The organism is uncultured Parasphingorhabdus sp. (assembly GCF_963677535.2).
GTDB lineage: Bacteria > Pseudomonadota > Alphaproteobacteria > Sphingomonadales > Sphingomonadaceae > Parasphingorhabdus.
This window is the reverse complement of sequence record NZ_CAXXUT010000001.1, coordinates 1,104,143-1,125,593: the sequence shown is the minus strand read 5'-3', so window position 1 is coordinate 1,125,593 and position 21,451 is coordinate 1,104,143. Positions and strand designations below refer to the sequence as shown.

The 21,451-nt window shown below is 58.7% G+C and carries 21 protein-coding genes and 1 pseudogene; 14 read left to right on the top strand and 8 right to left on the bottom strand.

Annotation, left to right across the window (positions count from 1 at the left end):
• Positions 1–67: 67 nt before the first annotated feature.
• Positions 68–1,369: an adenylosuccinate lyase gene (gene purB / locus ACHZCJ_RS05320; RefSeq protein WP_321324525.1), complete on the bottom strand. Its 1,302-nt coding sequence runs from the start codon at positions 1,367–1,369 to the stop codon at positions 68–70.
• Between the two features lie 113 nt (positions 1,370–1,482).
• Here purB and ACHZCJ_RS05315 point away from each other — a divergent pair, with 113 nt between their 5' ends.
• The gene (locus ACHZCJ_RS05315) at positions 1,483–2,583 is read left to right on the top strand and encodes an ATP-dependent 6-phosphofructokinase (protein ID WP_321324523.1); all 1,101 of its coding nucleotides are present in this window, start codon (positions 1,483–1,485) and stop codon (positions 2,581–2,583) included.
• Positions 2,584–2,712: 129 nt separating this feature from the next.
• Positions 2,713–3,453: an SDR family oxidoreductase gene (locus tag ACHZCJ_RS05310; RefSeq protein ID WP_321324521.1), complete on the top strand. Its 741-nt coding sequence runs from the start codon at positions 2,713–2,715 to the stop codon at positions 3,451–3,453.
• Positions 3,454–3,460: 7 nt separating this feature from the next.
• Here the strand turns inward: ACHZCJ_RS05310 and radC are convergent, their stop codons facing one another.
• Complete coding sequence (radC, locus tag ACHZCJ_RS05305) at positions 3,461–4,165, bottom strand: DNA repair protein RadC (protein WP_321324519.1); 705 nt, start codon at positions 4,163–4,165, stop codon at positions 3,461–3,463.
• Between the two features lie 148 nt (positions 4,166–4,313).
• Here radC and ACHZCJ_RS05300 point away from each other — a divergent pair, with 148 nt between their 5' ends.
• The 3 genes from ACHZCJ_RS05300 (at position 4,314) to ACHZCJ_RS05290 (ending at position 8,120) form a co-directional block, all read left to right on the top strand.
• A complete protein-coding gene (locus ACHZCJ_RS05300; RefSeq protein ID WP_321324517.1) occupies positions 4,314–7,457 on the top strand; it encodes a YdbH domain-containing protein in 3,144 nt (1,047 codons plus the stop codon).
• Between the two features lie 82 nt (positions 7,458–7,539).
• Positions 7,540–7,725, top strand: a complete 186-nt coding sequence (locus tag ACHZCJ_RS05295) for a YnbE family lipoprotein (protein WP_321324515.1) — start codon at positions 7,540–7,542, stop codon at positions 7,723–7,725.
• Positions 7,725–8,120: a YdbL family protein gene (locus ACHZCJ_RS05290; RefSeq protein WP_321324513.1), complete on the top strand. Its 396-nt coding sequence runs from the start codon at positions 7,725–7,727 to the stop codon at positions 8,118–8,120. Before ACHZCJ_RS05295 ends, ACHZCJ_RS05290 begins: the two co-directional genes overlap by 1 nt.
• 61 nt (positions 8,121–8,181) lie before the next feature.
• On the opposite strand, the gene ACHZCJ_RS05285 is transcribed toward ACHZCJ_RS05290, so the two are convergent.
• The 6 genes from ACHZCJ_RS05285 to ACHZCJ_RS05260 form a co-directional block, all read right to left on the bottom strand.
• The gene (locus ACHZCJ_RS05285) at positions 8,182–8,742 is read right to left on the bottom strand and encodes a manganese efflux pump MntP family protein (RefSeq protein WP_321324511.1); all 561 of its coding nucleotides are present in this window, start codon (positions 8,740–8,742) and stop codon (positions 8,182–8,184) included.
• A gap of 246 nt (positions 8,743–8,988) precedes the next feature.
• Complete coding sequence (locus tag ACHZCJ_RS05280; protein ID WP_321324509.1) at positions 8,989–9,789, bottom strand: SDR family NAD(P)-dependent oxidoreductase; 801 nt, start codon at positions 9,787–9,789, stop codon at positions 8,989–8,991.
• Positions 9,790–9,808: 19 nt separating this feature from the next.
• Entirely contained in the window at positions 9,809–10,585 is a 777-nt protein-coding gene (locus ACHZCJ_RS05275; RefSeq protein WP_321324507.1) for a CmcJ/NvfI family oxidoreductase, read from the bottom strand.
• A 95-nt stretch (positions 10,586–10,680) separates the two neighbouring features.
• Positions 10,681–11,559, bottom strand: coding sequence for a DUF4437 domain-containing protein (locus tag ACHZCJ_RS05270; protein ID WP_321324506.1), 879 nt, complete (start codon positions 11,557–11,559; stop codon positions 10,681–10,683).
• A 42-nt stretch (positions 11,560–11,601) separates the two neighbouring features.
• A complete protein-coding gene (gene nfsB / locus ACHZCJ_RS05265) occupies positions 11,602–12,381 on the bottom strand; it encodes an oxygen-insensitive NAD(P)H nitroreductase (protein ID WP_321324504.1) in 780 nt (259 codons plus the stop codon).
• Positions 12,382–12,482: 101 nt separating this feature from the next.
• A complete protein-coding gene (locus tag ACHZCJ_RS05260; RefSeq protein ID WP_321324502.1) occupies positions 12,483–13,397 on the bottom strand; it encodes a LysR substrate-binding domain-containing protein in 915 nt (304 codons plus the stop codon).
• 365 nt (positions 13,398–13,762) lie between these two features.
• Between ACHZCJ_RS05260 and ACHZCJ_RS05255 the strand changes: the two genes are divergently transcribed.
• The 9 genes and pseudogenes from ACHZCJ_RS05255 to ACHZCJ_RS05215 all read left to right on the top strand — a co-directional run bounded on the left by ACHZCJ_RS05255 (position 13,763) and on the right by ACHZCJ_RS05215 (position 21,442).
• Positions 13,763–14,113, top strand: a complete 351-nt coding sequence (locus ACHZCJ_RS05255) for an AtpZ/AtpI family protein (protein WP_159641210.1) — start codon at positions 13,763–13,765, stop codon at positions 14,111–14,113.
• 45 nt (positions 14,114–14,158) lie between these two features.
• Positions 14,159–14,911: a F0F1 ATP synthase subunit A gene (locus tag ACHZCJ_RS05250; RefSeq protein WP_159641213.1), complete on the top strand. Its 753-nt coding sequence runs from the start codon at positions 14,159–14,161 to the stop codon at positions 14,909–14,911.
• Between the two features lie 40 nt (positions 14,912–14,951).
• Positions 14,952–15,170 (top strand): annotated as a pseudogene (locus tag ACHZCJ_RS05245) (F0F1 ATP synthase subunit C); the annotation flags it as partial.
• A 173-nt stretch (positions 15,171–15,343) separates the two neighbouring features.
• Entirely contained in the window at positions 15,344–15,829 is a 486-nt protein-coding gene (locus tag ACHZCJ_RS05240) for an ATPase (protein WP_321324499.1), read from the top strand.
• A 23-nt stretch (positions 15,830–15,852) separates the two neighbouring features.
• Positions 15,853–16,380 (top strand): hypothetical protein, encoded by a 528-nt coding sequence (locus tag ACHZCJ_RS05235; RefSeq protein ID WP_321324497.1) that lies wholly within the window; start codon positions 15,853–15,855, stop codon positions 16,378–16,380.
• A 78-nt stretch (positions 16,381–16,458) separates the two neighbouring features.
• On the top strand, positions 16,459–18,396 hold the full coding sequence (uvrC, locus tag ACHZCJ_RS05230; protein WP_321324495.1) for an excinuclease ABC subunit UvrC: 1,938 nt from the start codon (positions 16,459–16,461) through the stop codon (positions 18,394–18,396).
• Positions 18,389–19,123, top strand: a complete 735-nt coding sequence (gene recO / locus ACHZCJ_RS05225) for a DNA repair protein RecO (protein WP_321324493.1) — start codon at positions 18,389–18,391, stop codon at positions 19,121–19,123. The genes uvrC and recO overlap by 8 nt, the downstream gene beginning before the upstream one ends.
• 48 nt (positions 19,124–19,171) lie before the next feature.
• A complete protein-coding gene (gene leuB / locus ACHZCJ_RS05220) occupies positions 19,172–20,224 on the top strand; it encodes a 3-isopropylmalate dehydrogenase (RefSeq protein WP_321324491.1) in 1,053 nt (350 codons plus the stop codon).
• Positions 20,225–20,233: 9 nt separating this feature from the next.
• Positions 20,234–21,442 carry an aminotransferase class I/II-fold pyridoxal phosphate-dependent enzyme gene (locus ACHZCJ_RS05215; protein WP_321324489.1) on the top strand — a complete coding sequence of 403 codons (1,209 nt, stop codon included), beginning with the start codon at positions 20,234–20,236 and terminating at the stop codon, positions 21,440–21,442.
• Positions 21,443–21,451 lie beyond the last annotated feature (9 nt).

The window sequence follows — 21,451 nt, the reverse complement described above, 5'->3', positions numbered from 1 at the left end:
TTCGAGCCTATCCTAGTCCTAAAAAAGGCCAGTGGCCAGATGCTATGCAACCGTCGCGGAAAAGACCCTATTCTCCGAAAACCCGGGCAAAAATCGTATCAACATGCTTGAAATGATAATCAAGGTTGAACCGTTCCTCCAGTTCAGCGTCCGACAGTTTGGCGGTAACGTCCGGATCGGCCTTGAGCAGATCGAGCAGCGCGATTTCGCCGTCCGATTCCCAGACTTTCATCGCGTTGCGCTGGACAATCCGATAGCTGTCCTCGCGGCTGATGCCCGCCTGGGTGAGGGCGAGCAACACGCGCTGCGAATGGACCAGGCCGCCCATGCGATCGAGATTTTTCTGCATCCGCTCGGGATAGATCAGCAGCTTTTCAATAACACCGGTCAGCCGTCCGAGGGCAAAGTCCAGCGTGATCGTCGCGTCGGGGCCGATCATCCGTTCGACCGAGCTGTGCGAAATATCGCGCTCGTGCCAGAGCGCGACATTTTCCATCGCTGGCAGGGCGTAGCTGCGGACCATACGGGCAAGACCGGTCAGGTTTTCGGTCAGGATCGGGTTGCGCTTGTGCGGCATCGCGCTCGAACCCTTCTGGCCCGGCGAGAAATATTCTTCGGCTTCGAGCACTTCGGTGCGCTGCAGATGGCGGACTTCGACAGCGAGTCGTTCAACCGAAGAGGCGATCACGCCCAGTGTCGCGAAATATTGGGCGTGGCGGTCGCGTGGAATGACCTGGGTGGAAACGGGCTCGACTTCGAGGCCCAGCTTCTCCGCCACATGTTCTTCGACCTTGGGGTCGATATTGGCAAAGGTGCCGACCGCGCCGGAAATGGCGCAAGTGGCGATTTCCTTGCGCGCAGCAACCAGCCGTTCGCGGTTGCGCTCGAATTCGGCATAAGCCTGCGCCAGTTTCAGACCGAAGGTCACCGGCTCACCGTGAATACCGTGGCTACGGCCGATGGTCGGGGTGAACTTATGCTCGTAGGCGCGCTTCTTGATCGCGGCGAGCAATGCGTCGATATCGGCGAGCAGTATATCCGAGGCGCGCGACAGCTGCACCGCGAGACAGGTGTCGAGAACATCGCTGGAAGTCATGCCCTGATGCATGAAGCGCGCTTCTTCGCCAACATTTTCCGCAACATTGGTCAGGAAGGCGATGACATCATGCTTCACTTCGCGTTCGATTTCGTCGATCCGCGCAACGTCGAACTTCCCCTTGGCCCAGATCGCTTCGGCCGCTTCCTTGGGCACCACGCCCAGTTCGGCGAGCGCGTCGGTTGCGTGCGCTTCAATCTCGAACCAGATCTGGAATTTCGATTCGGGTTCCCAGAGGGCAACCATTTCGGGGCGGGAATAGCGTGGAATCATTTTTGGTCCTTGGGCAAAGAGGATGATTGCGGCAATGAATTGCCTTGATTTGCGGCCCCGCTAGCACCTACGAATTGAGTCGGCAATGCAGCCGCGGAAACAGGGAGAATAAAATGCGTCTGGCTATACTCACCGGCGGCGGTGATGTCCCGGGGCTCAATCCCTGTATCCAGTCGATTGCGACATCGGCCTGGCAGCGTGGCTGGGACGTGGTCGGTCTGCGGCGCGGCTGGGAAGGGGTGCTGGAAATCGACCCGGCCGATCCCTGGGCCAATGAAAACAGCGTGATGATGCTCGACAAGGAGCGGGTGCGCGGCATCGACCGGCAGGGCGGCACGATATTGCACAGTTCCCGCTGTGATCCGCGGGTGACCGACCAGGGCGACCAGACACAAAAGGTGCTCGATATTCTCGATGCTCTCGCGGTCGATGTCCTGATCACCATGGGGGGCGACGGGACGCTGCGTTTCTCGGCCTATCTGTCGAGCCTCGGTCGCAATGTCATTTCGGTGCCCAAGACGATGGACAATGATGTCTATGGCACCGACTATTGCATCGGTTTCTCGACCGCTGTCACCCGTTCGGTGCAGGCAATCAACTCGCTGCGCACCACGGCGGCGAGCCATGAGCGGATTGCGGTCATAGAATTATTCGGTCGCCGGTCGGGTGAGACGGCGCTGTTGTCCGGCTTCCTCTCGCAGGCCGACCGGACCGTGATTGCCGAGGTGCCGGCGGACATGGATGTGCTGCTGCCGCTGTTGCTCGGTGACAAGGAGGCCAATCCGGAATCCTATGCGATCTGTCTGGTATCCGAAGGAGCCAGGCTGTCCGGCGCGACGGAATTTGCCGACGAGATCAACAAGTCGAACACCAGTCGCACCGGCCTCAATATCGGCACCCAGCTGGCGCGTGAAATCGAGGCGCGCAGCGACGAGCGCACGATCGTGCAGGAACTGGCCTATCTGATGCGGGCAGGGGAGCCGGACGCGATGGACCGGATGGTCGGCTTTGCCTTTGGCGCGCTGGCGGTTCAGCTGATCGAGCAGGACCGGATGGCCAATATGGTCTGCCTGACCGACGGCAATTACAATGTCGTGCCGATCGGAACGCTGCTGGAAGATAGCAAGGGCGTCAATGTGTCGGGCCTCTATGACGCAAATCTGTATCGCCCCAATTTGATCCAGGTCGAGGGCATGCCAATGTTCCTTTATTGAAGGCCTTCCTATATAGACGAGGGGGCCCGCTATCTATCGGCGACGGTGTCGGTCCAAGGGCTGATACCGGCGACCCGCTGTCATCGATAGTCTGGCCCGGACCAACTTAACTTTAACAGGATCAGCATGATGAGCATTTCATCCGAACGCGTCGCAATCATCACGGGCGCGTCCCGCGGCATTGGCGCTTCCATAGCCCGCCGTTTGGCAAGCGATGGTATGGCAGTTGTCGTAAACTATGCCGGCAGCGAAAAAGCCGCGGCCGAACTGGTCGACGAAATCGTAAACGCAGGGGGACGCGCGATCTCTGCGCAGGCGGATGTCGCCGATCCGCGGGCTGTCAGAAATCTTTTCGATACCGCCGAGGCGGAATTTGGCGGTGTCGATGTGCTGGTGAACAACGCCGGCATCATGAAGCTCGCGCCGGTCGCGCAAGTCGATGACACAGATTTCGACGAAATGATGGCGGTCAATCTCAAGGGCACGTTCAACGGGCTTCGGGAGGCTGCGAAGCGGCTGCGTGATGGTGGTCGTATTGTAAATATTTCTACCAGCGTCGTCGGATTATATCTGCCGGCTTATGGGGTGTATGCGGCGACCAAGGCGGCAGTGGAAGCTCTGACACATATTCTGGCGAAGGAGCTTGGACCCCGGTCGATTACGGTCAATTCCGTGGCACCGGGGCCAGTCGCGACCGAGCTGTTTCTCGAAGGCAAGGCCCCGGCAATGATTGAGCGGCTCGAGCAGATGATTCCGCTTGGTCGGCTGGGTGAAGTCGATGACATTGCCCGCGCCGTTTCCGTGCTGGTCGGGCCGGACGGCGGCTGGATCAATGGCCAGATAGTGCGCGTCAACGGGGGCGTGATCTAAGCGGCCGTCAAATCAGTCCTTTCGAACGGAAGGATGTGTGGCCGTCCCGGCCGATGATGATATGGTCATGAACGGCAATGCCCAATGTCGCCCCGGCGGCGCAAATGTCGCGGGTGATCGCAATATCCTGCCGGCTGGGGGTACTGTCGCCGCTGGGATGGTTATGTACCAATATGATCGCGGCTGATCCCAGATCCAGCGCGCGCTTGATGACTTCTCTTGTATAGATGGCCGCCTGATCAATCGATCCCTCGCTGACCAGTTCGTCCCGGATCAGCCGGTTCTTGCTATCGAGGTGCAGGACCCGCACCCGCTCGTGGGCAAGATGCGCCATATCGGCGCGCAGATAGTCGAGCAAGGCCTGCCAACTCGACAGGATCGGCCGGGTCCGCACCGGCTCGGAAAGCAGGCGCAAAGCCGCCACCTGCACGATTTTCAGCGCGGCCACGCTGGTTTCACCCATGCCGGGCAACTTCTGTAGCGCATCGGCGTCGGTGACCAGCAAACGGGAAAAGCCGCCGAACTCGCCGATCAACTGCTTCGCCAGTGGTTTCGTGTCCCGGCGCGGAATGGCCAGCGCGAGCAGATATTCGACCAGTTCATGATCGTGCAGCCCGCTGCCCTGACCGGTCAGGATGCGGTGGCGCAGCCGCGAGCGATGTCCGCTGCTCTTCCCGGGTGCGTCTGACGGCGATGGATGTCCACTAGTCATGGGTTCTTCGTTAGCAGAACAAATCGGGAACTTCGCGGATAAGCGGACAAAAGACCGAAAATGTCCAATTTTCTGCAGGGCCAGAAAAACCGCGCTGGGCAACACTTGTACATTGCAACTTAAGGCAGACTTCTGCATTTCATCTGCGATGGAAGAAGAAATCGCCAATGACCCCGTCGGTCGCCTGTCCCGGTTTCGACTGTTCGGCGGGATATTGCTTGTTCTGCTTCTGCTCGGCCTGATTGTCCTGTGGATCAGCCGTACGACGCTGGCCGACAATTTCGTCCAGTCGCAGCTGGACCAGATGGATGTAGCGGCCAGCTACGAGATTGACGACATAGGGCTCCGCAAGCAGGTCATTCGCAATCTGGTAATCGGGAATCCGGAACGACCGGATCTGACGGCCGAGCTGGTCGAGGTAGGCAACAGCCTATCGCTGGGCGGGGTCGGGATCAACTGGGTCCGTGCGAGCGGCGTAAAGCTTTACGGGCGCGTGGAAGAAGGCAAGCTCAGCTTTGGCGAGCTCGACAAATTCTCCGATCCGGAAGATGACAGTCCGCTGGCGCTGCCGGATATGTGGCTGGGCCTGGACGATGCAAAATTGCGGATCGACAGCGAATATGGGGCGATCGGCCTGGCTCTTAACGGGCAGGGCGAATTGCACAACGGCTTCAGCGGCGAAATTGCTGCCATTGCCAGCCAGCTGAATGCCGGCGGTTGCGCCTTGCAGAAACCGACGTTTTTTGGCGAAATCGCGATCCGGGATAAAAAACCCCGTCTGGAAGGGCCGCTGCGACTGCCCGCCTTCACCTGCGACAGTCTTGATCTGGGCGCCGAGGATTTTGCCGCACGGATTGCGATCGATCTTGGCGCCGATCTGGCGAGCTGGACGGGTAATATAGGCCTGATCGGCGGGCCGCTTCGCTATGCCGGCTACAGCAGTCAGGAAATCAGAGCCACTCTCGATCTGGCCGGCGACTTGCAGCAGAGCAGTGGCGCGGTCGATCTGACCGCAAGCGGACTGCAATCCCCTTATGGCAAGGCCAATATTTCGCAGATCAAAGGGCCGTTCACTCTGGGCTATGGCAGCGCCCCGATGACTGCGCGTTTTTCCGGCCAGCCCGAGATCCGCGGTGTGCAAGTATCACAACGCTATTTGCGCCAGACCGCCAGCCTCTCCGCCTCTTTTGCCGGGACGCCACTCGGTCCGATCGCCAGCCGGTTATCGCATGCGGTCCAGCGCGCCGGAAGCCGCTTTGACCTGTCGAGTGATATAGAGTTTTCCCGCACCGCCGAGCGGACAACCTTATCTTTTGATGCCGCAGCAGCCCGCTCGCGCTCCGGTGCTTCGATAAGTGTGAGCGACCCCTTGCTACTGGTCTTTACCGACAAGAATATCCGGATGCTGGCCGACGGCCCGGTCCGGCTGGCCGGTGGCGGCTTTCCCAGCACCAGACTGCAGCTTGACGACGGCAGCCTGTCACGGGGCTTTTCCGGAGCGCTGGCAATGGCCAATTATCAAGTCGGTTCGGCCCAGCTGAAAATCCCGGTCATGACCTTTTCACCGACGCGTCAGGGTGGGACCAGTATAGACGGGCGGATCATCCTGACCGGGCCGCTCGGCGATGGCCAGCTGACCGGACTACAGATACCGGTCAGTGGCAATATCGGTCGTAACGGCGATTTCGCTCTGTTCCGTCGCTGCGTCGACTTGCAGTTTGCCAGCTTGCGCACGGCAGCGCTGACCGCCGGTCCAACCAGCGCACGCCTGTGTCCGCAGGGCAGCGCCATCGTCACCGGCAACGGAACGGGCGTGAATATTGCGGCCAGTGCCCCGTCGCTCAAACTGGACGGTGCGGTCGGCAGCACGCCGCTTGCCATCAAGAGCGGTGCGCTCGGCTTTTCCCTTGCAAATGGTCTGACAGCGCGAAATGTCGGCGTCCGCCTGGGCACGGCGGAAAGCATGACCCGGCTCGACATGGCAGTGCTGAACGCCGCCTTCGGCAGTGCGATCAACGGACGGATAGAAGGGGCCTCTGGCAAGGTCGCCAATGTGCCCTTGCTGATGGAAAAAATAGAGGGCGACTGGCGCTATGAGAATGGCGCATTTCTGGCCGATGCCAGCCTGCTCGTCCGTGACGAGCAGCCGGTGGAACGTTTCCGGCCCCTGATCAGCAACGATGTGAAACTCGGTTTTGACGGCAATGATCTTACCGCCACCGGTCTGCTCCGCGAACCGGAAAGCCTGGCGTCCGTGGCGACCATTGATATTGCCCATGGTCTGGATGACAGCGAGGGCAGGGCGCTGATCGACGTCCCGTCGCTGATCTTCAACGACCGGTTGCAGCCCGAACAGCTTACGCCGCTGACTCTGGGCGTTATCGCCAATGTTCAGGGAGAAATATCGGGCACTGGCCGGATTGACTGGGATGCCTCTGAGAACGGGATCAAGAGCACGGGAAGCTTCCGTTCGCACGGCCTCAATCTGGCGGCCGCTTTCGGACCGGTGACCGGCCTTGCCGGAGAGATAGAATTTTCCGATCTGCTGGGGCTGGAAACCAGACCGGGGCAGGTTGTGACCCTGTCCGAAGTCAACCCCGGCGTAGCGGTGTTCAATGGACAGATCCGCTACCGGTTGCTTCCCGATTTCAAATTGCAGGTGGAAGCTGGCGAGTGGCCGTTCGCGGGCGGCAAGCTCTATCTCGAACCGACAATTCTGGATTTGAGCGAAGAGGCCGAGCGGCGGCTGCAATTCACTGTCGAGGGGGTTGATGCCGCCCAATTCCTGACCCAGTTTGATTTTGAGAATATGACCGCGTCCGGTGTTTTTGACGGCAAGCTGCCAATGGTGTTCGATCAGGATGGGGGCCGGGTTGTCGGTGGCTATCTGGTGGCGCGCGAAGGCGGCGGTACGCTCGCCTATGTAGGAGAGTTGAGCTACGAAGACATGGGCACCATGGCCAATTTTGCCTTCAACGCGTTGAAGTCGATCCGATATCGCAACCTGACCATCGGAATGGACGGTGATATTGCCGGGGAAATCATTACCGAGGTGAAATTTGCCGGACTGCAGCAGGGCGAGGATGCCAGCCGCAATTTCATCACCAAACAGCTTGCGCGGATTCCGCTCGAGTTCAACGTTCGTATCCAGGCACCGTTCATGCAATTGATGAGCAGCGCAAAATCCTATTATGAGCCGGAGATACTGGTCGGCCAGAACCTGCCTGCCTTGCTGCGCGCGCAAGAAGCACGGGCAAAGGCGGCCGTGAAAGTTCTGGAAGAAGATGAATAGTCCATTCAGCCGAGGGAAAGCGAAGATGCTTTATCAGACAAGCCAATTGACGGATCGCACATATGGTGCGATTCATCATAATATGAGGAGCTTAACCACTGCCGGCCTGATTTTCGGGGCATTGATCGGGCTTTCCGGCTGCGTGCAGGTGACCGCGCCGGACAAACCGATCGTGATCAATCTGAATATCAATATAAAACAGGAAGTGGTCTATCGTCTCGACGGCGATGCGAAAGATCTAATCAACGAGGAAGCGGATATTTTCTAATGTTTGACTATATGAAGAAAAACAAGGCCTTGGCCGTAGTCGGCGGACTGGTTTTAACCGCAGCAGTGGCCGTACCGGCTATCGCCCAGCGCGACCCCGCTTATGCCGCGGCACGGGCATCGGGTGCCATCGGCGAAAAGCCTGACGGTTATCTCGGCTATGTGACGTCGCCGTCTCCGGCGATCAAGGCGTTGGTCGAGGACATCAATATCAAACGCAAGGCGGCCTATACCCGCAAGGCGCAGGAAACCAATTCGACGGTTGAACAATTTGCTTTTACGTCGGGCTGTAACCTGATCATGCGGACGGCACCGGGCGAGAAATACCAGACGCCGGCCGGAACCTGGAACACACGCGATGCGAGCGACCCGGTCCGGGATTCGCGCTGCCCCTGAGCGCCCTTGCACCCACACGAAAATAAGAAGCGTGCCGATCAGATTGGTGCGCTTTTTTTCTTCACACTGGAAAATACTGTTGGGCAATAAAGATTTTTGCCCCCAGGCCGATCAGTATCAATCCACCCAGCACCTCGGCCCATTGGCCGACCTTTGTACCTAGCTGTGCGCCGAGAAAGACCCCGGGATAGACGAGCAGCGAAGTAGTCAGTCCGATTAGAAGGCAGGCCAGCAGGATAGGCGCGCCAAAGCCTGGCAGGGTGATCCCGGCTACGGCCGCGTCGATACTGGTAGCAATCGCCATGACGAGCAATGGCCAGAGCGTCAGATCCTTGCTGGGGGCCTCCGGATCACGATCAAATCCTTCCCGGATCATCCGCAAACCCAATATCGCCAGTAGGACAAACGCAATCCAGTGAGCCACTGATTGCATGACAGCGGCAAAGGCCATTCCCAACGTCCAGCCCAACAGGGGCATCACCGCTTGGGCAGAACCGAAAGCAAAGCTCATCCGCAAGGCGGTGGATCTGCTGGGGCGACTGGCTGCGCCCTGGGCGACGGCTGCAGCAAAGGCATCCATCGCCAGACCGAGTGACAGCAGAACAAGGGTTGCGAAAATCATAGTCGCCTCCTGAAGATTTTTGCTTGAAAGCTCAACAGTCCTGTCAGTTGATTGCGATCAGCCGGAGCAAGTAACAACGCGCTGGCCGTCATCGGTAGCGACGTGTGCTGGGAAGACACTGGCCCGGTCCCGGGTCTTTCGGCATTTCGCGACAGCGAGTGGATCGTCGCGTTATCATTTTGTGGGGATGCTGATGTGAATGATGATAGTCAGCCAGCTTCTCCTGATGAACGTCGAATTCTATCGCTAGAAAAGTCTCTGCAGGATCGTATCGAGGCTGTTCACCAACTGCTCGCATTTGCTCGGGTCCAGCGCGTCCGGATGGGGTCTGGCAAACCGGCCGCTGTCATTGTCAAAATAGAGGCCGGAAGCGCCGGCAAATTCCTCGGATAAAGCCGCGCGCGCCAGAATATCGACACCGATCCCTATATCATTGCCCTTTGCCCCATAGGCATCTCGCACCATTTTCGTGCCGAGAAACGAACCGGGGTTGACCGCCACGATCATCGGGCCGTCTGGCGCCAGTTCCTGGGCCAGGCTGTGCGACCACATGGTCAGCGCCAGTTTGCTCTGGCTATAGGCGGCGCTGTTGGACAGGCTTGCTTTGCCGGACAGTGCATCCGGATCCACCGGTGACTGCGCCGCCGACGACAGGTTCACCACCCGGGAGGACTTGTCCAGCAGGGGCAGAAGCCGCCTCGTCAGCAGATAGGGGGCGATGGTGTTGACCACGAAACGTATATCGAGGCCGTCCGCCGTGCGCCCATCGGGAACCGCGAATACCCCTGCATTGTTGATCAGCACATCAACCCGCTTGTGCCGTGTTGCCAACGCTGCCGCCAGGGCTTCGACTGCAGCCATATCGGAAAGGTCGGCAACATAGGTCTCGGTGACACCATGATCGGGCACAGCGTCGAGCAGGGTTTTGGTAGCGACCAGCTTTTCTTCGCTACGCCCGTGCAGCAGGATATTGTGCCCTGCTGCGCTCAGCGCCTTGGCGGTTTCCAGCCCGATTCCGTCGGTTGCTCCGGTTATCAATATTGTCATGAGCATATGCGGTCCTTTCTCAATAGCGTACCAGGGTCCGGCTCTCGATGCTGGTGCGGGTTGATTTCGAAGTCCTGTCGTCGACGATATCCAGCGCGCTGTGCGCGATTGGTGCTAGTCCGCTATTGTCGTAAATATTGAATATGGCGACGTCGTTTGGGGCCATGGCGGAAAAATAGATCCATTCGTGCTGATCGTTGGCTGCCAAACCCAGTATTGCGCCGGTGCGGTCGGGATAGACCAGCCGGACCGGCAGCCAGTCTCCGGACGAGACCGATCGCGGACGGACGAAGCCCAGCGGTGTGTTAGCCACCGGCTTGCCGACCGGGCGCCAGACATTGACGAAGCCGAAACGCCCGGCTTCCCATATTGCGGCTCTGGCATCGCCCAATATGTCGCGGAGCCGCTGATGGGCACCAGCCGCACTATAATCGCTATGCACGTTGCGCGCCGGCCTGCGGGTCGAATCCGGATCGTCGATGCGCACCGTATGATCGAAAATGACGACCTCTTTTCCACCGATCTCGCGCGCCAGCAGCGCCTCCAGTTCCCGTTCATAATCATCGTGCCAACCGGCATTTTCTCCGAAGTCGGAAACCGCAGAGGGGCTGTGCCGGAAGGCCAGGCTGTCCTGCGCAAATATCGGCCGTATCCCGGAGCGCGCATCTTCGACCTCAACCTGTACCGGTTGAAGCTCGGGGCTATCCACCCGGCCGGCGGCACCGTCGGGGTCAATATAGACCGACAGGTCTTGCGGACCCGCGACATAATAGTTCACGATGGCGCGGGCGGTCATCAGCGGATATCCTGTTCGTTGGCATCATCAAAGGTGGCGAAATTGACGTACGTCATATTCCCTCTCCCGATCCGGTTGATCATTTTCCGCTTCATTTAGTGGAGCACGATCGATCCGGTGGTGCGCAAATAGATGATGCATTCGCTGTCCGGGGAGCAGGTGATCTGATGGCTTGATGATCCTTCGGACCCGAAATAGCTGCCCTGAGGCAGAGTCTGGGCGACGCCGCTGTTGCTCAGGCTATGGCTGACCGCCCCCTGGATGACAACAGCGCGCAAGGGCGAGCCGTTGCCCCGGATTTCACCGGAAAAACCGGCGGGCAGTTTCAGCAAGGTCCCGCTTAATTCCCCCGGCTGCGGGTTGCCCCAGAGAAACGCCATTTGGGGAGGGTTGCCGGTTTTCGCGCTCTCCGGCAGCTCTAGCCAAGCAATATCAGAGGCATCAAGCCAGACTAGGTTGGAGGGGTCGACGTTGATCGGCCGTTCGCCATTGTCAAAGGCTTCGTCGGTCGGTTTGACCAGATAGGGGCCGTCCTGGATCTCGATATAGGCGAGATTGCCGGAGCCTTTTGCCGCTGTAATATGGTATTCACCGGCCGGCTGGGTCCAGAAGGAGCCGGGGGGCAGCCACATATTGGCGGCGTCCGGATCGTCATTGTGCATCAGGCCCTCGATGACGAGACCGCGATAGGTCACATTGTGAATATGCGGCGGCGAGGCAAAGCCTTTTTCGAATTTTACCAGAAAACCGGAGGCGCCCGGAGTGGTGCGATCACCCCAGAGGTTGCCGGCTCGTGGACTGGCATCGCCACGGGCGGCGTTAAGTGGTCCCCACCGGACATCGTCGGGCAGGACGGTATCGGCAGCCGGTGCTGCATCTGCGGCGGGGGCCGTATCTCGCGCGACCGCCGGTGGACAGGCCACCAGGGTCGCGGAGAGTGCGGTGGCGATCGAAGCAAGAGTCTTTTTCGTCATTATGCGGGTGTCCTTTGACTTTCGGTTTTCGATCGGCCGGGATCAGACTTCGGTCAGAATTTCGGAAAGCGGCAGACGCGATTTTGGCAGCTTGGCATTATAGTCCGCTTCGTCGTCGCTATAGCCCAGGGCGACCACAACGAGGCTGTTATAGCCTTGCTCACGCAGTCCGAATTCCTCGTCGAGGGTCTTGGTTTCGATGCCTTCCATCGGGGTTGCGTCAATGCCGAGCGTTGCGACACCGAGCAGGAACTGGCCGATGTTGAGATACACCTGCTTATCCATCCAATGCTGGACGTCCTTCATATCCTGCTTGTGAAGATTGACGAACATGCTGCGGCCACCGTGCATCTGGGCGCGAAAGGTTTCAGGATCGCCGTCAAACCGGCCGTCCTGCTCTTCCTGATCGAGGACTTTCAGCAGAAAATCTTCCTCGATCGCCAGCCGGCTGGCGAAGACCACGACGTGCGATGCGTTGCGGATGGAGGGGCTGTTGAACGGATAGTGTGTGTCAGTCGCCTTGGCGACCCGGTTCTTGCCTTCCTCGGTTGATGCAAGAATGAACTTCCACGGCTGGGCATTGGTGCTCGACGGGCTGAAACGCAAGAGGTCGCGAATTTTGTCGACATTCTCCGGGGTGATTTTACGGTCCGGATCGAATGCCTTAACGGTGTGCCGGTGCTTGGCATAAAAGGTGATGTCGTGAACGCCATTCAGTCCGTCCGGGTTGCGGTCGCCATTGGCCGGGATGATATTCTCGTCCTGCGATATGCTGTCGAACGTATCGGAAGAGGATGCCGGGGGTGTGGATGTCAAAGTCATGATAATAGCTCCTTTGTTGTTGGGCACGATCATAACAGTTTTGATTATTGGTGCTATCTTCCAAATATGAAATTGATTATTTTGTAATACAAAATAATTGTTCAGGTCAGGCCGCCGTAGCGCTGCCGGTTGGTCTCGATGATTCGCCGCTGCATGAAATCGAGGAAGGCTTTGACCCGCGCAGGCATAACCCGGCCCGGTGGACGCACGGCCCAGATATTGGGTTCCCGCGCAACCCGATAGTCTGGCAGCACATGGACGAGCCGGCCGGACCTGATATCGGGTCCGACATGCCAAAGTGCCGCCAGACCGATGCCGACGCCGGCGCGGACGAGCACGCTCATCGCTTCGCCATGGTTCACGGTCACCGGCCCTGTCGCCGTCACGTCGTGAATCTTGCCATCCGGACCGGTCAGCTGCCAATGGCGCATATTGCCGAGCGGCAGGCAGGCATGATCGTCAAGATCTGCCGGTTTTTGAGGTCTTCCCGCGCGCTCCAGATAGGCCGGTGAGGCGACCAGCCATTCGGGATTGGCATCAATTTTCTGCGCGAGCAGAGAGGAAGGCGCCAGTTCGCCGATCCGGAAGGCCAGTTCATAGCCTTGCTCGACAATATCGATAACCGCATCTGTCAGATTGAGGTCGAGCGTAACATCGGGGTGCCGCTCGAGAAAATCCGAAAGAAACGGCACGATATGAGCGTGCCCGAATGTTGCCGATGCGGTGACCCGGAGCAGGCCGGATGCCGAATTGGTCGATTGGGAGAGCACCTGCCGAGCCTCTTCGGCGGCGTCGAGAATGCGTTTGGCATGATCGACGAACACCTCGCCGTCGGGGGTCAGCGATATCGAGCGCGTGGTCCGGTTCAGCAGCTTGACGCCAAGATCGGACTCGAGCGCCTGGATGCGCTGGGTGGCGTTGGTCGGCGAAAGATTGAACTCGGCACCGGCTTTGCCAATCGCCCCGAGCGCTGCCACACGCACGAACAGGTCGAGATTCTTCAGATCAAATGTCACATGTCGTCCCCGGCTGCTTGCATGGTGCCCGCGCTAGCATATAGCGCTGCGGGAAGGGCGAGAAAACAGGGGCAGGCCGTAAAAGGGACATTGTTCCGCCAATGATCTACGGTACTGGCGGGAGAAGGGTGCGCTCCGGCAGGCGGCGAAACGCTGTTCAAAAGCCCGGCTGCAGCGGTTGAGCGGTATGGAATTTCAGTGTCGACCAGCCGAATATCCGGCCGCCAAAACAACCAAGTTTCTGCGTCGCAGCATTGCTGTTGACTTGGGCACGCTGCTTTCCTAAACGGACCGCGCCTTGGCGGGTCGGCCTGCTGTTGTTCAAGGCTCTTTTCGGCGCTATTTGGGGCTTTAAGGGGGTTGTAATGGCAGCAAGCGAATCTGATCGGGATCCCCTCGAAGAGGATGTGCGGGTTTCGTCGCTGGAAGAGCGACTGGAATTGGCACAGAATAGAGAGAGGATCAAAGCAGGGCACCGGAACAAAGGGCCAGACGAAAGTCAGCGGCTCGGCGCAAGGGTGCTAAGCTATCTGATCGGGGGCGTGGCCGCCGGTTTTCTTCTCGGGTGGCTTTTTGACACCTGGCTGGGAACGACGCCATTGTTCCTGTTGCTGTTCTTCCTTCTTGGAGCGGGCGTGGCATTCAGGAAGATTTATATGATTTCGAGCCAGCCGGTGGATGACATCGGTACGGCGTTACCAGATGATGACGATTGACGATCAGGGGTTATATTAGTGGCGACCGAAGGCAAAATTGATCCAATGCACCAATTTGAAGTGCAGCCCATCTTTGATGGCTTCACTCTGTTCGGTCAGCAGATTGATTTCACGAACAGCGCACTGTGGATGTTTGTCGTCCTCGTGTTGCTCTATGTTTTCATGATGGGCGGAATGAAGCGGGAACTGGTTCCCGGACGCTGGCAGGTCATGGTTGAAGGTGTGGTCGGCTTTATCGACAATATCATCGCCAACAGCATCGGTCCCAACGGCAAGAAATATACGCCTTGGGTGTTCACCCTGTTCATGTTCATCTTGTTTTCCAACCTTCTCGGCATGATGCCGTTCGGGATTATTCCGGGCATCCACCCGTTCACGGTGACCAGCCAGTTTACCGTTACCGGCCTGCTCGCTGCCATCAGCTTCTCGATCGTGTTGATTGTCGGTTTCTGGAAGCACGGCTTCAAATTTTTCAGCCTGTTCATCCCGCACGGTACGCCGGTGTGGATGATGCCGTTGATCTTCTCGGTGGAACTGCTGTCGTTCCTCGTTCGTCCGTTCAGTCTCGCGCTGCGGCTGTTCGTGGCGATGATTGCGGGTCACATTCTGATCAAGGTGTTCGCAAGCTTCGTGGTTCAGGCCATTGACGCCGGCGGTGCCAGCTGGGGTATCGCGTTGCTGAGCATTCTCTTCATCGCATTTGTCAGCGCACTGGAACTTCTGGTATGCGCTATCCAGGCCTATGTTTTCGCTCTTCTGACATCGCTGTACATCAGCGATGCGGAAAATCTTCACTAAGTCACTTTCAATCCTAATTTTTCAATACGGAGTTTAAAAAATGGATCTCGCTTCTGCACAAGTAATCGGCGCTGGTATCGCTGCAATCGGTATCGGTGTTGCTGCATCCGGTGTTGGTAATGTTTTCGCATCCTTCCTCGAAGGCGCTCTGCGCAACCCATCTGCGGCTGACGGCCAGCAGGGACGTCTGTTCATCGGCTTTGCTGCTGCTGAATTGCTCGGCCTGATCGCTTTCGCTGTTGCAATGATGATTCTGTACGCTCCACCAGCCGCTACGCCAGCTGAAGCAGTTGTTGTTGAAGCAGCTGCCGTTGAAGCACCAGTAGCTGAAGAAGCTCCTGCAGCCGAACTCGCTGAATGATTTGACGGCGGGCCGACAGGTTCGGCCCGCCCCAAAATCGCCTATTTGCGTCTCGAAACATCGGGTGAATAATGCCTCAAATTAGTCAGCTTATGGAAGTCTACGGCAGCCAGTTTTTCTGGTTGCTGATCGTCATCGGTATCATTTATTTTGGCATCGCCAAGAATATGGTGCCGAAGATCAGCAAAACCGTTGATGACCGGCAAAAGCGGATTTCCGACGACCTTGCTGCGGCACAGGCCGGGCAGGACAAGGCCGAGCAGATCGAAGCCGATTATCGCACGAGCATCAATGATGCGCGGGCCGATGCGGTGAGCAAGGTCAACGAAGCCAAAGCCAAGGTTGCCAAGAAAAACGAGGCAGCCATCAAACGGACCGACACCGCGATTGCAAAGAAAGCGGACGAGGCTGATGCTGCGCTGAAGGCGGCGCAAAGCGAAGCAATGAAAGAAATCGAAGCCGTTGCGGCAGAAGCCGCCCAGGCTATCGTCAAGACGGTATCCGGTGCCAAGGTCACGGCAACGGACGCAAAGAAGGCGGTCAAGGCGGCTTTCTGAGCGCCTGCTGAAGGAGATAGAATATGCTATTGACGATTTTGGCAGAGGGCGCAGGCGCTGGCGGTCCACTTCAGGATCCAACCTTCTGGGTTGCGGTCGGTGTTCTGGTCGTCTTTGCGATCATGTTGTGGACGAAAGTGCCAAAGCTTGTCGGCGGTATGCTCGACAACAAGATTGCCGAGATCAAGAAGACGCTCGACGAAGCCGCTGATCTGCGCAAGGAAGCGGAAGCGCTGAAAGCCGAATATGAAGCCAAGACTGCCGGTGCGCAGGCGGAAATCGAAGCGCTGATGGACAGCGCTGAAAAAGAAGCCGCGATCCTGGTCAAGGAAGCCGAAGCGGAAACCAAGGCACTGGTGGCGCGTCGCAAGAAAATGGCCGAAGAGAAGATCGGTGCTGCCGAACGCTCCGCAATCGCTGCCGTCCGCGCCAAGGCGGCAACCGCTGCGACACAGGCGGCGGAATCGCTGATCGCTGCGCGGCACGATGCCGCAGCCGACAAGGGCCTGATCGACAAAGCCATCGGCGATATTGGCAAAACCCTGAACTAATCCTTTCCTTTCCCGTGAGCGGGAAAGGATTATATCTTGTGACTGGCAAAGCCCTGCCGGTCATCCTAGATATGCCTCATGTCCAAAGCCGGCCGTCCCGACCAACCCAATGCCGCGTCCCGGTTCAACGAGGACAAGGCGACCTATGCCGTGCGCGGCGAGGGGGATACGCCCGATCTTGAAGCCGGCATGGCGGCAATCCGCGAGGTTCTGAACACCCTGCCGACAAGGCCAGGCGTCTACCGGATGCAGGACAAGCGTGGCGACGTCCTCTATGTCGGCAAGGCGCGCTCGCTCAAGGCGCGTGTTGGTGCCTATGTGCAATTGAACCGGCTGCCGCAGCGACTGATGCGAATGGTTGCGCAGACCCGTTCGATGACTATCGTCACGACCGGCAGTGAGGCAGAGGCCTTGTTGCTCGAAGCGCAGCTGATCAAGAAGTTCCGGCCAGCTTACAATGTGTTGTTGCGCGATGATAAGAGCTTTCCATTCATCCTGCTGCGCGAAGATCATGATTTTCCGCGCATCACCAAACATCGCGGCGCGCAGCGGACCAAGGGGCAATATTTCGGACCCTTTGCCAGCGCGGGATCGGTCAACCGGACGATCAACGCCTTGCAGAAACTGTTCCTGCTCCGCAGTTGCACCGACAGTTTCTTCAACAACCGATCTCGGCCCTGCCTGCTCTATCAAATCAAGCGTTGCTCGGCACCCTGTGTCGACCGGATTGGCAAGGAAGATTATGCCGAACTGGTCGAGGATGCCCGGGATTTCCTGTCCGGCAAATCCACAGCCGTGCAGAACAAGCTGGGCGAAGCTATGGAAAAAGCCTCCGATGCTCTCGATTTCGAAATGGCGGCGGTCTACCGGGACCGTCTGAAAGCGTTGACCTTCATTCAGGGCAGTCAGGCGATCAACGCGCAGGGGCTGCCGGATTCCGATATCTTCGCATTGGCATCGGAAGGATCCAGCGTTTGTATCCAGGCCTTTTTCATTCGCGGCGGCCAGAACTGGGGGCATCGCAGCTTCTTTCCCGCCCACACCAGCAATGTCGCGATAGACGAGGTCTTTTCCAGCTTCCTGATGCAATTTTACGAACAGATGCCGCCACCCAAGCTGGTGCTGCTCGACCGCGAGTTGCCTGATGCGGAATTGCTGGCCGAGGCGCTGAGCACCAAGGCGGACTATAAGGTGAGCGTTTCCAAACCGCAGCGCGGGGATCGACGGAAATTGCTGGCCCAGGCCAGCCGCAATGCCGAAGAAGCGCTATCCCGGCGTCTGGCGGAAACGTCTACGCAAGCGAAAATCATGCGTGAGATGGTCGAATTGCTGGAACTGGAAGCGGTGCCCGACCGGATCGAAATCTACGATAACAGCCATATTCAGGGGACGAATATGGTCGGCGGGATGGTTGTCGCCGGGCCCGAGGGCTTTCGCAAAAACGCCTATCGCAAATTCAACATCAAAAATCCGGATATTGCGCCGGGTGACGATTTCGCGATGATGCGCGAAGTGCTCGAGCGGCGTTTCTCCCGCGCGCAGAAGGAAGATCCGGATCGGGAAAAAGGCGAGTGGCCCGATCTGGTGCTGATCGATGGCGGCAAGGGCCAGATGAGCGCCGCGCGCGGGGCTCTGGCCGAAATCGGTGTCGAGGATGTGATGATGATCGGCGTCTCCAAGGGGCCGGACCGCAACGCCGGGCGGGAGACTTTTCATCTGCCCGACGGTCGCGAAATCAACTTGCCGATGAACAGTCCGGTGCTTTTCTATCTCCAGCGGCTTCGCGACGAAGCCCATCGCTTCGCCATCGGCGCACATAGGACGCGGCGTGCCAAAGCTGTCGGCCATAGCTCGCTGGACGATGTACCCGGCATCGGTCCGGCCCGGAAAAAGGCGCTGCTGCTACATTTCGGGACCGCGCGGGCCGTCAAAAACGCATCGCTCGACGACCTCCAGGGCGCGCCGGGCGTATCGGCGACCGTGGCGCAAAAGATTTACGATTATTTTCATGGGTAGTCTCCGGACATCCGCGATTATCTGTTCGGTGCGCTCCCATGGCGAGCATGGCGCAGTCGTGCGCTCGCTGACACCCGAAAATGGCTTGGTCTCCGGTTATGTGCGCGGCGCGCATTCGCGGACGATGCGGCCGGTACTGATCCCCTCCAATATTGTGCAGGCTGACTATCGGTCCCGTACCGAGGAGCAGCTGGCCTCGATGACAGCGGAATTGCAACTGAGCCGCGGGCCCTTTCTGGGCGAGCCATTGGCGAGCGCCGCGCTGGACTGGGTGACGGCTTTGACGGCAGCGATCCTGCCGGAAGAGCATAGCTATCCCCAACTTTATGCTGCCTTGTCCGCCCTGCTTGATGCGATTTGCGGCGCTCCGTCCGCGAAAGGCTGGGCGGTGGCGCTGGTGCGCTACGAACTGCTGCTGCTCTCGGAACTGGGCTTCGGTCTGACGCTGGACAAATGCGCGGTGACGGGGGCGGAGGAGGATCTGGTCTATATCAGCCCGAAAAGTGCGACCGCGGTCAGCGCCTTTGCAGGGCAGGAATATCAGCAGCGCCTGCTCCCGCTCCCCCCCTTTCTGAAACAGCCCGCAGCGCCGGAATGGGACGATATTTTTGATGGTCTGCGGGTCACCGGATTTTTCCTGAAACGTCATTTTTTCGAAGACCGGCGCAAGGATGTGATGGCGGCGCGCAGTGTGCTGGTCGATCGGTTGAAAAGGGTGGTTGCCTAATCGCGCGATTCTCGGCAGGAAGCGGCGCGCTTACAGGAAGGAACTCTTATGCATATTGCAGTGCTCGCCGGCGACGGCATTGGTCAGGAAATCATGGTCGAGGCGCTACGCGTGCTGGGGGCTATGAACCTCCCGGGTCTCTGTCTCGATCACGCCGATGTAGGTGGTATGGCCTATCACAAGTATGGTCACCCGCTGCCACCGGAAACGCTGGAGCTGGTGAAGTCCGCGGACGCGGTGTTGTTCGGTGCGGTTGGCGACCCGTCGTGTGACAATCTGGAGCGTCATTTGCGCCCCGAACAGGCGGTGCTCGGCCTGCGCAAGGAAATGCAGACCTTTGCCAATCTGCGTCCGGCAAAAATGTTTCCCGGCATGGAAGATGCTTCCGGTCTGAAAGCAGAGATCGCGCGGACCATCGATGTCGTGATCGTAAGGGAACTGAATGGCGACGTTTATTTCGGCGAGAAAGGCATCCGCCAGACCGCCGAGGGCCTGCGCGAAGGCTATGACATCATGTCATATGACGAGAATGAAGTCCGGCGGATCGGCCATGTCGCCTTCAAGACCGCCATGGGGCGCGGCAAAAGGCTCTGCTCGGTCGACAAGGCAAATGTGCTGGAAACGTCGCAATTGTGGCGCGACGTGATGATCGAGCTGTCTGCGGACTATCCGGAAGTCGAACTTAGCCATATGTATGTCGACAATGCTGCGATGCAACTGGTGCGCAACCCGGGCCAGTTTGATGTTGTGGTGACCGGTAATCTCTTCGGCGACATTCTGTCCGATCAAGCCAGTATGTGCGTCGGGTCTATCGGCCTGCTGGCATCCGCCTCGCTTGGCGAAGGCACGCAGGGGCTCTACGAACCGATTCACGGCAGCGCGCCGGATATCGCGGGGCAGGGGATCGCCAATCCCTCGGCCATGATCCTGTCGGCTGCGATGATGCTGCGCCACAGTTTCGGAATGGAAACGGAAGCCAGCCGGATCGAAGCAGCGGTTGCCGCGGTGCTCGCGCAGGGCGTTCTGGGCCACGATCTGGGCGGATCGGCGTCCACCGCCGAAATCGGCGACGCTATTGTCGCGCAACTGACGGGCGGCTAGGACAGGGTCATGAAAAGAAATACCGGCCGCAACCGCGAAACCACCAAGAACTGGCGTCCGGCGACGCAAGCGATCCGCAGCGGCACGATGCGCAGCGAATTTGGCGAGACATCCGAAGCCCTGTTCCTGACATCGGGCTATAGCTACGATTGCGCCGAGGATGCCGCCGCCCGCTTTAACGGCGAGCAGGAGGGCATGACCTACAGCCGCCTGCAAAATCCGACGGTGCAGATGCTCGAAGAGCGGATTGCGATCATGGAAGGGGCCGAGGCCTGCCGCGCGACCGCATCGGGCATGGCGGCGATGACCGCCGCCTTGCTCTGTCAGCTGGAAGCGGGAGACCATGTCGTTGCCAGCCGCGCCCTTTTCGGTTCCTGCCGCTGGCTGACCGACAGCCTGTTGCCCAAATTCGGGATCGACACGACCGTGGTTGACGGCCGCGATATCAAAAATTGGGAAAAGGCGATCACCCCGAAGACCAAGGTGTTCTTCTTTGAGACGCCGGCCAATCCGACGATGGATGTTATCGATATCCGCAGCGTCTGCGATCTGGCACGATCCAAGGGCATCACCAGCGTCGTCGACAACGCATTCGCCACCAATGTGCTGCAGCGGCCGATGGAATATGGCGCCGACGTGGTCGCCTATAGCGCCACAAAGATGATGGACGGGCAGGGCCGTGTTCTCGCTGGCGCGGTCTGCGGTACCGAAGACTTTATCGAAGGCCCGCTGCTCGCCTTTACCCGCAACACCGGGCCGACCCTGAGCGCGTTCAACGCGTGGGTTGTGCTCAAAGGTCTGGAAACGCTAGACCTCCGGATCCGGCGGCAGAGCAACAATGCGGAGGAAGTGGGCAGGTTTCTGGAGCAGCGGGTGGAGAAAATTCTCCACCCCGGTCTGCCCAGCCACCCGCAGCATAATCTCGCGATGCGCCAGATGGAGGCCGCCGGTCCGATCTTCTCGCTCTATGTCGGCGGTGGGCGAGCGCGGGCGCATGCTCTTCTCAACGCATTGAAGCTGATCGATATTTCAAACAATATCGGCGACAGCCGGTCGCTGATGTGCCACCCGTCTTCGACCACCCACCACGGGCTGGGTGAAGAGGCCAGAGTGGAAATCGGTATCACAGAGGACATGTTGCGAATCAATGTCGGACTGGAAGATCCGATCGATCTGATCGCTGACCTGGATCAGGCCCTTTCGTCGGTCGGGCTTTAACTCTATATC

Bases quoted from the DNA above. Each gene is read 5' to 3' on its own strand.
- ACHZCJ_RS05255 (WP_159641210.1), top strand. From the start codon at position 13,763: ATGGCAGCAAGCGAATCTGATCGGGATCCCCTCGAAGAGGATGTGCGG.
- nfsB (WP_321324504.1), bottom strand. From the start codon at position 12,381: ATGACTTTGACATCCACACCCCCGGCATCCTCTTCCGATACGTTCGAC.
- ACHZCJ_RS05295 (WP_321324515.1), top strand. From the start codon at position 7,540: ATGAGGAGCTTAACCACTGCCGGCCTGATTTTCGGGGCATTGATCGGG.
- recO (WP_321324493.1), top strand. From the start codon at position 18,389: ATGGGTAGTCTCCGGACATCCGCGATTATCTGTTCGGTGCGCTCCCAT.
- ACHZCJ_RS05285 (WP_321324511.1), bottom strand. From the start codon at position 8,742: ATGATTTTCGCAACCCTTGTTCTGCTGTCACTCGGTCTGGCGATGGAT.
- ACHZCJ_RS05240 (WP_321324499.1), top strand. From the start codon at position 15,344: ATGCCTCAAATTAGTCAGCTTATGGAAGTCTACGGCAGCCAGTTTTTC.
- ACHZCJ_RS05280 (WP_321324509.1), bottom strand. From the start codon at position 9,789: ATGACAATATTGATAACCGGAGCAACCGACGGAATCGGGCTGGAAACC.
- uvrC (WP_321324495.1), top strand. From the start codon at position 16,459: ATGTCCAAAGCCGGCCGTCCCGACCAACCCAATGCCGCGTCCCGGTTC.
- ACHZCJ_RS05235 (WP_321324497.1), top strand. From the start codon at position 15,853: ATGCTATTGACGATTTTGGCAGAGGGCGCAGGCGCTGGCGGTCCACTT.
- ACHZCJ_RS05310 (WP_321324521.1), top strand. From the start codon at position 2,713: ATGAGCATTTCATCCGAACGCGTCGCAATCATCACGGGCGCGTCCCGC.
- leuB (WP_321324491.1), top strand. From the start codon at position 19,172: ATGCATATTGCAGTGCTCGCCGGCGACGGCATTGGTCAGGAAATCATG.
- radC (WP_321324519.1), bottom strand. From the start codon at position 4,165: ATGACTAGTGGACATCCATCGCCGTCAGACGCACCCGGGAAGAGCAGC.
- ACHZCJ_RS05315 (WP_321324523.1), top strand. From the start codon at position 1,483: ATGCGTCTGGCTATACTCACCGGCGGCGGTGATGTCCCGGGGCTCAAT.
- ACHZCJ_RS05300 (WP_321324517.1), top strand. From the start codon at position 4,314: ATGGAAGAAGAAATCGCCAATGACCCCGTCGGTCGCCTGTCCCGGTTT.
- ACHZCJ_RS05215 (WP_321324489.1), top strand. From the start codon at position 20,234: ATGAAAAGAAATACCGGCCGCAACCGCGAAACCACCAAGAACTGGCGT.
- ACHZCJ_RS05275 (WP_321324507.1), bottom strand. From the start codon at position 10,585: ATGACCGCCCGCGCCATCGTGAACTATTATGTCGCGGGTCCGCAAGAC.
- ACHZCJ_RS05290 (WP_321324513.1), top strand. From the start codon at position 7,725: ATGTTTGACTATATGAAGAAAAACAAGGCCTTGGCCGTAGTCGGCGGA.
- ACHZCJ_RS05250 (WP_159641213.1), top strand. From the start codon at position 14,159: ATGCACCAATTTGAAGTGCAGCCCATCTTTGATGGCTTCACTCTGTTC.
- ACHZCJ_RS05270 (WP_321324506.1), bottom strand. From the start codon at position 11,559: ATGACGAAAAAGACTCTTGCTTCGATCGCCACCGCACTCTCCGCGACC.
- purB (WP_321324525.1), bottom strand. From the start codon at position 1,369: ATGATTCCACGCTATTCCCGCCCCGAAATGGTTGCCCTCTGGGAACCC.